This window comes from Acinetobacter legionensis (genome assembly GCF_048551735.1).
Taxonomy (GTDB): domain Bacteria; phylum Pseudomonadota; class Gammaproteobacteria; order Pseudomonadales; family Moraxellaceae; genus Acinetobacter.
This window is the reverse complement of sequence record NZ_JBIMBV010000015.1, coordinates 1-12838: the sequence shown is the minus strand read 5'-3', so window position 1 is coordinate 12838 and position 12838 is coordinate 1. Positions and strand designations below refer to the sequence as shown.

12 protein-coding genes are annotated in these 12838 nt (G+C 36.3%); 10 read left to right on the top strand and 2 right to left on the bottom strand.

Translation table 11 applies throughout. The features are described from left to right. The first annotated feature begins 138 nt into the window (after window positions 1–138). The 4 genes from ACG9ZL_RS14080 (at window position 139) to ACG9ZL_RS14065 (ending at window position 4785) form a co-directional block, all read left to right on the top strand. Window positions 139–1389 (top strand): SfnB family sulfur acquisition oxidoreductase, encoded by a 1251-nt coding sequence (locus tag ACG9ZL_RS14080; RefSeq protein WP_419360477.1) that lies wholly within the window; start codon window positions 139–141, stop codon window positions 1387–1389. Between the two features lie 32 nt (window positions 1390–1421). Beyond that, window positions 1422–2678: an acyl-CoA dehydrogenase family protein gene (locus ACG9ZL_RS14075; protein WP_419327951.1), complete on the top strand. Its 1257-nt coding sequence runs from the start codon at window positions 1422–1424 to the stop codon at window positions 2676–2678. Between the two features lie 182 nt (window positions 2679–2860). Continuing rightward, a complete protein-coding gene (locus ACG9ZL_RS14070) occupies window positions 2861–3688 on the top strand; it encodes an SDR family oxidoreductase (protein WP_336953969.1) in 828 nt (275 codons plus the stop codon). A 146-nt stretch (window positions 3689–3834) separates the two neighbouring features. Beyond that, a complete protein-coding gene (locus ACG9ZL_RS14065; protein WP_336953968.1) occupies window positions 3835–4785 on the top strand; it encodes a LysR family transcriptional regulator in 951 nt (316 codons plus the stop codon). Between the two features lie 457 nt (window positions 4786–5242). Here the strand turns inward: ACG9ZL_RS14065 and ACG9ZL_RS14060 are convergent, their stop codons facing one another. Together ACG9ZL_RS14060 and cysS are read right to left on the bottom strand one after the other, a co-directional pair. Further along, window positions 5243–5863, bottom strand: a complete 621-nt coding sequence (locus ACG9ZL_RS14060) for a TetR/AcrR family transcriptional regulator (protein WP_004822589.1) — start codon at window positions 5861–5863, stop codon at window positions 5243–5245. A gap of 322 nt (window positions 5864–6185) precedes the next feature. After that, window positions 6186–7607: a cysteine--tRNA ligase gene (gene cysS, locus ACG9ZL_RS14055; RefSeq protein WP_419360475.1), complete on the bottom strand. Its 1422-nt coding sequence runs from the start codon at window positions 7605–7607 to the stop codon at window positions 6186–6188. Between the two features lie 197 nt (window positions 7608–7804). On the opposite strand from cysS, the gene ACG9ZL_RS14050 reads away from it, so the two are divergent. The 6 genes from ACG9ZL_RS14050 to ACG9ZL_RS14025 all read left to right on the top strand — a co-directional run bounded on the left by ACG9ZL_RS14050 (window position 7805) and on the right by ACG9ZL_RS14025 (window position 12760). After that, the gene (locus ACG9ZL_RS14050) at window positions 7805–8797 is read left to right on the top strand and encodes a KpsF/GutQ family sugar-phosphate isomerase (protein ID WP_419327953.1); all 993 of its coding nucleotides are present in this window, start codon (window positions 7805–7807) and stop codon (window positions 8795–8797) included. A 3-nt stretch (window positions 8798–8800) separates the two neighbouring features. After that, window positions 8801–9340 (top strand): KdsC family phosphatase, encoded by a 540-nt coding sequence (locus ACG9ZL_RS14045; RefSeq protein ID WP_004822583.1) that lies wholly within the window; start codon window positions 8801–8803, stop codon window positions 9338–9340. Between the two features lie 39 nt (window positions 9341–9379). Further along, window positions 9380–9925 carry an LPS export ABC transporter periplasmic protein LptC gene (gene lptC / locus ACG9ZL_RS14040; RefSeq protein ID WP_336953964.1) on the top strand — a complete coding sequence of 182 codons (546 nt, stop codon included), beginning with the start codon at window positions 9380–9382 and terminating at the stop codon, window positions 9923–9925. Between the two features lie 10 nt (window positions 9926–9935). Further along, window positions 9936–10478: a lipopolysaccharide transport periplasmic protein LptA gene (gene lptA / locus ACG9ZL_RS14035; protein ID WP_336953963.1), complete on the top strand. Its 543-nt coding sequence runs from the start codon at window positions 9936–9938 to the stop codon at window positions 10476–10478. Further along, window positions 10478–11221: an LPS export ABC transporter ATP-binding protein gene (lptB, locus tag ACG9ZL_RS14030; protein ID WP_336953962.1), complete on the top strand. Its 744-nt coding sequence runs from the start codon at window positions 10478–10480 to the stop codon at window positions 11219–11221. The genes lptA and lptB overlap by 1 nt, the downstream gene beginning before the upstream one ends. Before the next feature lie 609 nt (window positions 11222–11830). Continuing rightward, entirely contained in the window at window positions 11831–12760 is a 930-nt protein-coding gene (locus tag ACG9ZL_RS14025; protein WP_419360474.1) for an Ig-like domain-containing protein, read from the top strand. Window positions 12761–12838: the final 78 nt, after the last annotated feature.

Below are 12838 nucleotides of genomic sequence, written 5' to 3'. Positions count from 1 at the left end.
TTTTTATGGTTTTAATGGATATGAATTTTAGTGATAAATTTATAATTTTGTTTTGAATAATAAATGCATTTATTTGTATAAATAGCATAAAAAAATAATGCTAGTTTAAATCCATGCTTATTTAAAAGAGTAACAACAATGACTGATTTAAACCAAAAAAACTTTTCTTCTCAGACGGCCGTTCCTTTGCAATTTTTTGAATTGAATCATGATGCACATGTTATTCAATCGGATGAAGAAGCTATTCAAGTAGCGAAAAATTTAGCCAAAGAGTTTGCCAAAGAAGCATCACAACGTGATTATGAACGACGTTTGCCACTTGAGGAGATACAGCTCTACTCACAAAGTGGTTTATGGGGGATTAATATTCCACATGCTTTTGGTGGGGCTGAAGTGAAATATCGTACATTAGCAGATGTGGTTAAAACTATTTCTAGTGTAGATCCTTCACTTGGACAAATTGCGCAAAATCATTGGGCTTTTATAGAGCATCTCCGTTTAGATGCCAGTATTGAACAGCAACAATTTTTCTTTGCTGAAATTTTAAAAGGTCGACGTCTGGGTAATGCCTTTTCAGAAAAAGGTAGCAAGACCGTTGCTGACTTAGAAACCAAAATACATAAAACAACTCAAGGCTATGAAATTAATGGTCAAAAATTCTTTGCTACAGGGGCTCTATTGGCACATTGGGTACCTGTCGTAGCAGTGAATGAAGATGGGCTACCTGTGGTTGCCTTAACGCCACGAACAAGTACAGGTCTGGAAATTGTCAATGATTGGTCTGGATTTGGACAGAGAACTACAGCGAGTGGAACTGTAGTACTAAAACAAGTTCAAGTTGATGAAAAATATATTGTGCCGATCCATAAAGCCTTTGAAAGACCTACAGCAGCAGGTGCGATTTCTCAATTCATTCAAGCCGCTGTGGATGCTGGTATTGCGCGTGGTGCAATTGATGAAACGATTCAATATGTACGCTTACATTCACGCCCTTGGATTGACTCAGGTTTAGAAAAAGCGAGCGATGATCCGTATACCATTGCAAGTATAGGGGAGTTAAAAATTAAATTACGTGCAGCCGAAGCCGTTTTAGACTTGGCTGGTGATGCAATTGATCAAGCAATTGCCGATCCATCTGAAGAGAATGCTAATCAGGCGGCATTACTGGTTGCAGAAGCCAAGGTATTAACAACTGAAATTGCCATTCTGGCTTCTAACAAATTATTTGAATTATCAGGTACTCGTTCAACATTGTCTGAATTAAATTTAGATCGCCATTGGCGTAATGCACGTACCCATACTTTGCATGATCCTGTACGTTGGAAATTTAATTTAGTCGGTAATTATTATCTCAATAACATTCACTTACCACGCCATGCGTGGAGCTAAGAATAAAAATAAGCAAATGATGGAGAGAAAAAATGGGTAACTTAGATATTCAAAACCGTTTTATTGAAGATTTATCAATCTCAGCAGACTATGAGACGGTTGCGTCAAAATATCGTGCAATTTTTGAAAAAATTTCACAGGGTGTCGTTGAACGCGAGCAACAGCGTATATTGCCGTATGAGCAAATAGATTGGCTAAAAAATGCGGGTTTTGGTGCATTACGTGTGCCAGTCAAGTTTGGTGGAGATGGGGTGTCTTTACCTCAGTTATTTCAATTGCTCACTGAACTTGCAAAGGCCGATTCAAATATTGTGCAAGCATTGCGGGGACATTTCGCTTTTGTTGAAGATCGATTAAATGCACATAAGTTTAAGAATCAAGAATTATGGTTTAAACGCTTTGTTCAAGGTGATTTGGTGGGGAATGCATGGACTGAAATCGGTCATGTAAAAATTGGTGATGTGATTACCCGTGTAACTCAAAATAATAATCAATTGCTGGTCAATGGGAAGAAGTACTATTCAACAGGCACAATCTTTGCGGATTGGGTTGATTTATTTGCCTATGATGAACGTACGGATCAGCATGTTATTGCTGCGATTTCTCGACATGCTTCTGGTGTTGAAGTACTGGATGATTGGGATGGTTTTGGTCAAAAAACCACGGGAAGTGGCACTCTAACGTTAAGCAATGTTGCAATCGAAGCAGACCATATTTTGCCTTTTGAGCAACGTTTTAAATATCAGACTGCGTTCTACCAAGTCATTCATTTGGCAACCTTATCGGGTATTGCACAGTCAGCAGTTGCAACATTTATTCATGAAGTACAAAAGCGTGATCGTATTTTTAGTCATGGCAATGCTGACTTAGTACGTAATGATCCACAGATTTTACAGGTGATTGGTAAAGCTTCCGCACAAGCCTATGCAAGTCAAAGTATCACCACGCAAACAGCAGAAGCTTTGCAGCGTGCATATATTAGTCACTTTAGTGAATCCGAAGTAAAAAATATTCAAGCAAATAATGATGCTGAATTAGAGGCAGCACAAGGGCAGGTGGTTATTTCTGATTTAGTCTTGGAGTTAACCAGTAAGTTATTTAATGCGCTTGGTGCATCTGCAAGTACCACCACAAAACAACTTGATCGCTTCTGGCGCAATGCACGGGTCGTATCTTCACATAATCCAGTCGTATATAAGGAAAAAGTGATTGGTGATTGGGAAGTTAATCGTGAACCATTGCCTTTTGTTTGGCAAATTGGAACAAGTCCAAAAGTTGGTGCTGCCTAGAATTTAAATTTTCACCACCTTTAGTCCAAGGCTTGCTTATGCAAGCTTTTGATTTTTATAAAGACTATAAAGAATAATAATTATTGTACTCATGAGTATACAAAATGGTAGATTTGGTACTATGAGGTGAAAACAAAGTTAAGTAGATTAGTACAGCAAAAAACAAATACAACGAGGAAATCATGTCGCTTAAAGGAAAAACACTTTTTATTACCGGTGCAAGCCGAGGAATAGGGCGAGAGATTGCACTAAAAGCTGCACAAGATGGTGCGAACATTGTGATTGCTGCAAAATCTACACAAGAGCATCCTAAATTAGGGGGCTCGATTTTTACTGTTGCTCAAGAAGTTGAGGCGGTAGGTGGTCAAGCTTTAGCACTTCAACTGGATGTACGTGATCAAGATGCGGTTGCGCTTGCCATGAAACAAGCAGCAAAGCATTTCGGTGGAATTGATATTTTAATTAACAATGCTGGTGCGATTAAACTGTCTGGCGTAGAGACGCTTGACCCAAACCGTTTCGATTTAATGTATCAGATCAATACACGTGCTGTGATGGTATGTAGTCAAGCTGTACTACCTTATTTAAAAAACAGTGACAATCCGCATATTTTAAATCTTTCACCGCCGTTAAACTTGGATGAAAAATGGTTTGCTAGCTATGCACCGTATACCATTACTAAATATGGCATGAGTATGTTGACTTTAGGGATGAATCAAGAGTTTTCCGGTTATGGGGTGAGTGTAAATTCACTATGGCCGAGAACGATTATTGCCACAGCTGCAATTGAGTTTTCTTTAGGCGGTAAGCAATTATTTAGCAGAGCTCGTAAACCGAACATTATGGCAGATGCCGCTTATCGTATTTTAAACAGTGAAAAACGCGCCTTAACAGGACGCTTATTGATTGATGAAGAAATCCTCCGAGAGTATGGTATTACAGATTTTAATGAATATCGCTATGCTGATTCAGAGGATGAGTTAATGGTTGATTTGTTTGTTAAAGAATAATTGCTGAGCTGATCACGCCAATAATCCGTGCCGATTTTAAAATCCTGAGTTGATTGTTTAAAATCGGTACATTAAAACATTGGAAATTTTTATAAAAAAGCAGAAGATATAATATTGAATCTAGAAAATGAGTGAGATGTAATTTCGTGTATGAGTTAGATTGTAAGTTGCTCAGTATTTTTTACTATATCTACAAGTTTAAAAGTGTTTCTGTTGCCGCAGATCATTTAGCGATGAGCCAACCTACAGTAAGCAATATTCTAAATAAAATTCGTGTTCATTATAACGATCCGTTATTTTTACGGATTGGTAATGAAATGGTGCCTACAGAATTATCTAAACAACTTTATCCCTTGATCAGTGAAGCGCTGAGCAAAGTTGAAATTATTAATAATTTTAGTGTGGATTTTGATGAAACAGCATCTCAGCAACAGTTTACTGTCGCGATGACAGATGTTTCTCACTTAGTTTTATTGCCTAAAATTTCTCAATATCTCAAAGCACATGCACCACATGTTAAATTAAATGTTCGCGCCATCACCTCTGAAACCAGTTATCAGATGGCAAATGGTGAAATTGATTTGGCGATTGGGTTTTTACCGCAATTAGAAAATGGTTTCTATCAACAAAAATTATTCGAACAATTTTATGTGGTGATTGCATCAAAAGATCATCCACGATTAACTCAACAAAGCATGACCGTTGAACAGTATTTGAGTGAATCACACATCGATATTGATGCAGGTGTTGGGCATTACCACATCGCCAATGAGCTGTTAAATTTAGATTTAAAACGTAATGTGTTGATGCGTATCCCGAGTTATCTAGGCGTTGGATTGGTGGTGCAAGATACTGACTCGATTGCAACCGTTCCTTATTATTTGAGTGAAGTCTTGTTGTCACGAGGAAACTTACAAATTTTCCCAGCACCCATTTCGTTTCCGACTTATTCGATTAAGCAGTATTGGCATATGTCATGTCATCATAAAACTAGCCATCAGTGGTTAAGACATATGTGTTATGAGATTTTTAGTCAGGTGAATTCAATGCCTTTACCCAGTCAGTTATTGAACTATGCTGATCAGCCAGAAGTTTAAGGGTTTCTCGAATTGATACATCCAGAATGATTGGTATCAACAACTTGATAAAATATTATTGATGAAAAAGCTTAATATTTTTGATTCAGAAAGTTTAAACGAGATTTATACGCAGGTCAGCAGTTGAATGGATGTGTGTATAAACAATATGCACAGGAAAGCGGAATATCTTTTGCAATTAGGTCATTTTTCCCATCAAGTTGTTCAAGCTTATCTTGATGTATTGAACTCGAGTTATATGACGAAAGTGTATGACGTATATCATTTTTTAAACAGCTATATTGTGACTTAGAAGAGCTATCACCAGTTCAACAGTATCAACTTAAAAGTGTAATTAATTGTTGTTTAACGGTCTTTAGATAATAATTTAGAACTGTAGCTTTTAGAAAAAAATCAAAATAAATTTTAAAAGGACTTTTTAAAACTAAATAGCTTAAGAACAGTTATCCTTTTAACATTAATTTGCTTGGTGCTCTGAATCGGTTAGCTTATCAGGTGTCATCAATGCTTGATTGACATAGAGTTTGATTAAGCGTTCACGTGAACCAATGGATTTTTGATAGTGCGTAGAATTTAACAATAATGATGCGCCATAAGTCACTGTCCAGATATAGGACAAGTAATCACGGATAGACATACTACTGTTTAAGGCTTTGAGATGTGCTCCGAAAAGATCTTTAATTTCTAAAATACGTTGTTCACGTATGCTATAAAGTTCTTCGAATAAGTCTTTGAGTTTACGTTCATTATTGGTTAGACGCTCTTCAATCACATGCAGTAAAATTGTTCGATTCGAATTTAACATGTTATATAACATGTATTCAGATACATAGATTTTAATATCGTGATGGTAGGCTTTAGAAATATCTAAAAGTCGTTTTTCATTCAAAATAATCAGTTCAAGATACAGTTGGTTTTTACTTTTAAAATGTTTATAGATCGTTCCTTTTGCGATATCAAGTTCAGCAGCAAGCTCACTTAACGTAATATCCTGATTATTATCAAGCAATAAGGTTTCTGCCATTGCTAAAATTTTCTCTTTGCGAAGAAGAAAATTCTGTTGGCGCACTGAACTCATTCTATTGATCCAAAACTGCTGATGAAGAACTGGACTCAGAGTATATCAGCTATTTCGCTGATTCAATAAAACTATAGTCCATCATATTCAATAAAATATTTATTTTTTCAATATATTTAATAATTTAGATTTTATATAAGCAAATTAGCGATGTTAAAAATTTTAATGAACCATTTATAAAACTAAACTTAAGTAAGGTCACACTACGACTAAAAAAATGGCAAGAGATATACCGTTTAAAACATATTTAGTTAGCAACGACTTTAAAAAGAAAAACCTGATCGTTTGATCAGGTTTTTCTTTTTAATAAAGCTCTTAGAGATTAATCTGCGCGGCGCCAAATGGTACCTTGACGTGTATCTTCCAGTACTACACCTTGAGCAAGCAAAGACTGACGGATTTCATCTGCACGGGCAAAGTCTTTATTTTTCTTGGCATCAACACGTTGTTGAATGAAATCCTCAATATCCGTTTGAGATAAGCCAAGTGCTTCTTGACCAATATCTGATTTTAAAAAGTCATCTACATTGTATTGAACCAAGCCAAGGATATTGGTCAAGTGGCGTAACGTAGAATAATAAAGCGTAGATTGCGCTGCATTCTCTTCTTTAACCGCACGATTCAATTCTTTAATAATTTCGAATAAAACTGCAATTGCTTCAGATGTATTGAAGTCATCACGCATTGCTGAATTAAAGCGCTCGACTAGCGTTTCATCTAACAGGTCTGTGGTTTTATCGCCATAGACTTGTTGATACGCTTTAAATGCATGATAAAAACGAGAAAGCGTAGTTTTTGCTTCTTTTAGTGCAAAATCCGAAAAGTTTACAGGGCTACGATAGTGTGATGACACAATAAAATAACGAATCACTTCAGGATGAAATTTCTCCATCACATCACGAATGGTAAAAAAGTTGCCTAAAGATTTAGACATTTTTTCGCCATCGACATTGATAAAGCCAACATGCATCCAGTAGTTTACATATTGTTCATCTGTTGCAGCTTCTGATTGCGCGATTTCATTTTCATGATGTGGGAATAAAAGATCTGAACCGCCCCCATGAATATCGAAATGATTGCCTAAGCAGCAAGTTGACATTGCTGAGCATTCAATATGCCAACCTGGACGGCCATTGCCCCAAGGTGAAGCCCATGAAGGCTCATTTTCTTTAGCATGTTTCCATAGCACAAAGTCAAATGGATGTTTCTTCTCAACTTCAACATCAACACGTTCAGAAGCGCCAGCTTGCATATCGGCAAGTTTACGTCCTGAAAGTCGGCCATAGTTCTTAAATTTTTCAACTTCAAAATAGACATCGCCATTTGCAGAAGGGTAAGCCGTGCCTTTATTGACAAGGTTGCCAATCATATTCTGCATTTGATCGATATAATCTGTTGCGCGGGGTGCCTCATCGGGTGCTAAGCATCCTAAATTTTCGGCATCATCATTCATCGCCTTGATAAAACGATCGGTCAAAGCTGTAATGCTTTCACTATTTTCATTGGCACGCGCAATAATTTTGTCATCGATATCTGTGATGTTACGAACGTATTTAACATTCCAACCTTGACTACGTAAAAAACGAATAATGTAGTCAAAAGCAACCATCACCCGAGCATGGCCTATATGACAGTAATCATAAACTGTCATACCGCACACATACATGTCGATATGTCCTTCTTTACGGGGAACAAATTCAACTTTTTTTCGTTGCTCAGAGTTGTAAAGAACAAATGGTTGCATAGGTTTTCTAAAGGCTTCAACAAAATGATGATTAATCTTAACCTAAGCTCCATATTTCATAAAGTTTTATACGTTATTTTTCTAAGAAAATGAAATTTATACATTTAGGAAAGCAGCCTATTGTATTGCTATGCTAAAATAGCAAAAATATTCCATTCGATATTCAAAACTCTTTATAGAGTTAAGGTTAGCCCATTTTGAATCCTGAAAATAAATCAAATCAAGTTGATTTTCAAAAAGTTGCACTTGAAACTTTACGCATTGAAGAACATGCCATAGAGATTTTAGCGACTCAAATTGATGAGCGTTTTACGCGCGCATGTGAAATTATTTTACAGTGCCAAGGTCGTTTAGTGATTACGGGTATGGGGAAATCTGGGCATATTGGGCGAAAAATGGCAGCAACTTTCGCATCAACAGGCACACCATCATTCTTTATGCATCCTGGTGAAGCAGGGCATGGCGATTTAGGTATGTTGGTCAAAGGTGACGTGTTGATTGCAATTTCAAACTCAGGAAAGAGTGATGAGATTATGATGTTGATGCCACTGATTAAGTATTTGGAAGTACCTTTGATCACCATCAGTGGTGATGACAAAGGACCTATGCCACAAAATGCAGATGTTGCGTTGACACTTGGAAATATTAAAGAAGCATGTCCATTAGGTTTGGCGCCAACCTCAAGTACTACTGCAACATTGGTATTGGGCGATGCACTGGCTGTGGCGCTATTAGATGCACGTGGTTTTACTGCGGATGATTTTGCAATGTCACATCCTGCAGGTGCATTAGGCAAACGTCTGTTGTTACATGTAAAACATTTGATGCGTACAGGCACTGATTTACCAAAAGTATTTCCTGATACGCCAATGAATAAAGTTTTGTACGAAATTTCCAATAAGCGTTTAGGTTTAACCACGGTTGTCGATGAAAATGACAGCTTATTGGGCATATTTACTGATGGTGATTTACGCCGTTTAATTGACAGACAGCAAGGTTTTGATGTGAACTTGCCTGTTTCCGCGGTCATGGTTCAAAACCCTTCAACCATTTCAAAAGAAGCACGTGCAGTTGAAGCTTTAGAAAAAATGAATGAAAAGAAAATTAGTCAATTTATCGTCGTTGATGATGCCAATAAAGTGATTGGTGTAATTAGTATGCATGACCTGATTCAAGCTGGAGTAAATTAATCAATGGCTTCTTATGTTTTACTGGAACAAGCGCGTCATATTGAAGCATTGGTTTTAGATGTAGATGGTATTTTGAGTGATGGTTTTGTGACATTGACCAATACAGGGGATGAAATTAAATCCTTTGATATTCGCGACGGATTAGGTATGAAACTGGTGCAAAAATCTGGAATTAAAGTCATCATTATCACAGGACGTAAAAGCAATATTGTTGAAAAACGTATGGCTGATCTTGGCGTGGATTTGGTCTTTCAAGGTCGTGAAGACAAAGGTGCTGCACTTAAAGAAGCTTGTGCTCAATTCAATTTAGATCCTGAAGACTGTTTATATATGGGTGATGATTGGCCAGATCTTTCAGCCTTTGCAATTGCAGGGATGAAAGTCACTGTACCCAACGGGCATGTTGAAGTGCGTCGTCGAGCAGATTTAGTCACTCAGGCGATGGGTGGGCGTGGAGCTGTGCGTGAAGTCTGTGATATGTTGCTGATGGCTAAAGGCACTTACCAAGAATTACTTGAAAAATATACAGCTATACCGCATTAATAGCGTAAATTCAGATTGATCAAATGTTGAATGTAATTTATGGATACTAAGGTTTTATATGTGACTGCAGTTGTCATCGCGGCAATCAGTGGTGGCTATTACTATTACAGTGGGAAAAGCAAAAAGTTGGATGCGAATTCAGCAAAAAGCATGACGTATACTGCTGAGGGTATCCAGTTGGTCCAAACAGATGAAAAGGGCAATCTTTATGTTCGTGCTCAAGTGGATCGTTTAGAACAAGATTTACAAAGAAAAACTTCAACACTGAGTAACCTCAATGCTTCGATGTTTCATCAAAATAAAGTTGATTCAACTTTTTTTGCAAAACAAGCACGAGGATTTAATGACAATGAAAAAGTCGTTTTATCTGGACAAGTTAAAGCGACCAAGATTGGTGAACGAGGGACCATGGAATTTCAGACAGACGAGTTAACGGGGTATCCTAAAATACGTCAGTTTGAAACGACTCACCAAGTGACTGTTAATGCACCTGATGCAGAATTTATTAGTCAGGGTTTAAAAGCTGATTTAAACCAAGGTCAATATGAATTTGCACATATTCGAGGAAAGTATGTACCTAACTAAGCCTTTTTTAATGAAACAATCTTTCCTAATAAAAGCGATCTGCACTGCCGGTTTAATGGGCTTGTCTGCAGCAGCATTTGCATTACCATCAGATCGTAATCAACCAATCTCATTGGTTGCAGATAAAGCAACCTATAATGAAGCTGCGGGTGTAACGACATATACTGGTAATGTCATCATTGAGCAAGGTACAATGAAGCTTCAAGCTGCTTCAATTGTGGCTCAATTAAATAAAAATAAGCAAATTAGCACCATTACTGCCACTGGGGGCCCAGCAAAGTTTCAACAACAAGTTGATACGGCAAAGGGTGTTGCTCGTGGGGAAGCACAAAAAATTATTTATAATGCTGAAACAGGTATTATTAATTTAATTGGTAATGCTTATTTATATCAAGATGGAGCAAGTATTCGCAGTAGTTCATTAAAATATAGTATGAACAAAGGCGATATTGAAGCTTCCGGTAGTTCAAATAGCACAGGTTCACCGAAAGGACGTGTACAAATTATTATCCCGCCAAATAGTACCAAGTCTTTTCCTGGAGCGCGTGATTAATGACAGCATCAAATCAGCCTCAAGTACTTTGTATTAAACATTTAGCTAAAGTTTATAGTAAACGCTGGGTGGTTAAAGACGTTTCATTTAGTATGCAAAGTGGACAGATTGTGGGTTTGCTTGGGCCGAATGGTGCAGGGAAAACTACCAGCTTTTATATGGTCGTTGGTTTGGTGCGAATGGATAAGGGAGAAATTCATCTAGATAATGAAGATATTTCTGATTTAGCTATGCATCAGCGAGCACGTAAAGGAATTGGTTATCTTCCTCAGGAAGCTTCAATTTTCAGAAAGTTAACGATTGCTGAAAATATCATGGCGATTCTTGAAACACGAAAAGACTTAGATAAACAGCAGCGCCAGCAACGTCTTAAAGAATTATTGGAAGATTTTAAAATCACCCATATTAAAGATTCACTTGGAATGAGCGTATCGGGTGGTGAGCGTCGCCGTGCTGAGATCGCACGTGCGCTTGCAGCAGATCCAAAATTCATGCTTTTGGATGAACCTTTTGCAGGTGTCGATCCAATCTCTGTAGGTGATATTAAAGATATAATTCGCCAGTTAAAAGATCGTGGGATCGGTGTTTTGATTACTGACCATAATGTTCGAGAAACTTTAGCGATTTGTGAGCATGCTTATATTGTGAGCGAAGGCGCTGTGATTGCGGAAGGTACACCAGAAGATGTTTTGGCAGATGAAACCGTGCGCCAAGTATATTTAGGTGATGATTTTACCGTCTAACTACTCAGCCTTTTTAAAAAGATGAAGGAACTCCTTCATTTTTTTTTGCTTTTTGTGCGGTATATTTGAAAAAAGATCAGTTTTGATTGAATATTTTATTAATTATTATTTCATTAAAATTTAACAACATAGTTTTAATGTGACATCTATCACTAATTAAGAAATGTGTTACATGTTTTGTTTAAAAATTAATCTAAGCTAAATTCTTAAGTTTCTATAATACCCATAAAATTTAAATGGGAATTACATACTTTTAAATACTATGAGTGGTATGAAAATAATAGTTTATTGTTTTTAAAATAGGCAGGATTATTAAACAAATTTAAATAAATTTATAAAATTGATCATTATGAATATTAATAATGAATATAAAGTGATAATTAAATTGAATCGAAATAATTTAGTAAAATAAACAAGTATGATTTTAATTAAATGATAATTACATCACAAATTAATGGTTTTAAAAAGACCAATCATTTAGCCATTATAGACAAATGCTGTTTTTTATATGCTTATCTGATTTTAATATCAAAAATATACACTTGTGAAATTTATCTCACTTATTTATCTTTTTTGCATAACAGTAAATTATAAGACGGAAAAAATATTATGAAAAATATCACTATTTATGAAAAAGGAACGGCTAAGGTTCTTACTCAGGATTTAGTTAATAAACACTACTCAGTGTATAAAGTAAATCTTGATAGCGCAGAAATAGCCAAAATTGTAAAAGTTAATAATAATTTGGAGGTTTATTTACAAAATGGAGAAAAAGTCGTTATTGAGGATTTCTTTATTGGTGAAAAACCAAAAGAATTTACAATAGAAACTTCAGATGGAAAGCATTATTTACTTAACTTTCTTGAGTTTGATGCAAGTGGTACAGTAACTAAAATTGATTATTTGGGGATTGCTGATTTTCATGAATACCTTGTTGGTGAACACTCTGCTGTGCCAGCATGGGCTTGGGTCGCAGCTGCAGCTGGAGTAATCGGTATTGCAGCCGCATCAGGGAGCAGTGGTAGTTCAAGTCATTCGGGAAGTGGTGATAAAACAGGACCAAAACTAAGCTATGATATTTTAGATAATCAGAAAATCAAAATCACTGCAGATGAAGCAAGTAAAATTACAATAGTGGATGCGAGTGGTAAAATAATTGGATCAGGACAACTAAATCAAGCAGGTGGGCTTGAAGTTAGTTTAACAAGACCTTTAGTTGATAATGAAAAAATTACAATTACAGCAACAGATAATGCGGGAAATAAAACAACTGAAACAATAAATGTTGGGGATGTTACAAAACCTGATGTTGAAGTAAATATTGTTGATAATGACACAATTCAAGTCACTTCAAATGAACCTGGTAGTAAAGTTATAATTAAAAATGAAGCTGGACAAACAATTGCTGAGGGTGTAATTGGTGCTGATGGAAAATTAACAGTTGATTTAAACACACCTTTAAATGACGGTAGTAAGGTTATTGTTGATGTTATTGATGCAGCAGGTAATCAAACAGAAAAAGGGCAGAGTAAAACTTGAAGTGCGACATAAACCACCTAATTAATTTAAAGGGTTTATGGAGTATATAAAATTGTCATACCATCATCTTAACTTTGA

Excerpts from the sequence above, each read along its gene's own strand:
- ACG9ZL_RS14080 (WP_419360477.1), top strand. The coding sequence starts at position 139 with ATGACTGATTTAAACCAAAAAAACTTTTCTTCTCAGACGGCCGTTCCT.
- ACG9ZL_RS14075 (WP_419327951.1), top strand. The coding sequence starts at position 1,422 with ATGGGTAACTTAGATATTCAAAACCGTTTTATTGAAGATTTATCAATC.
- ACG9ZL_RS14070 (WP_336953969.1), top strand. The coding sequence starts at position 2,861 with ATGTCGCTTAAAGGAAAAACACTTTTTATTACCGGTGCAAGCCGAGGA.
- ACG9ZL_RS14060 (WP_004822589.1), bottom strand. The coding sequence starts at position 5,863 with ATGAGTTCAGTGCGCCAACAGAATTTTCTTCTTCGCAAAGAGAAAATT.
- cysS (WP_419360475.1), bottom strand. The coding sequence starts at position 7,607 with ATGCAACCATTTGTTCTTTACAACTCTGAGCAACGAAAAAAAGTTGAA.
- ACG9ZL_RS14045 (WP_004822583.1), top strand. The coding sequence starts at position 8,801 with ATGGCTTCTTATGTTTTACTGGAACAAGCGCGTCATATTGAAGCATTG.
- lptC (WP_336953964.1), top strand. The coding sequence starts at position 9,380 with ATGGATACTAAGGTTTTATATGTGACTGCAGTTGTCATCGCGGCAATC.
- lptA (WP_336953963.1), top strand. The coding sequence starts at position 9,936 with ATGAAACAATCTTTCCTAATAAAAGCGATCTGCACTGCCGGTTTAATG.
- lptB (WP_336953962.1), top strand. The coding sequence starts at position 10,478 with ATGACAGCATCAAATCAGCCTCAAGTACTTTGTATTAAACATTTAGCT.
- ACG9ZL_RS14025 (WP_419360474.1), top strand. The coding sequence starts at position 11,831 with ATGAAAAATATCACTATTTATGAAAAAGGAACGGCTAAGGTTCTTACT.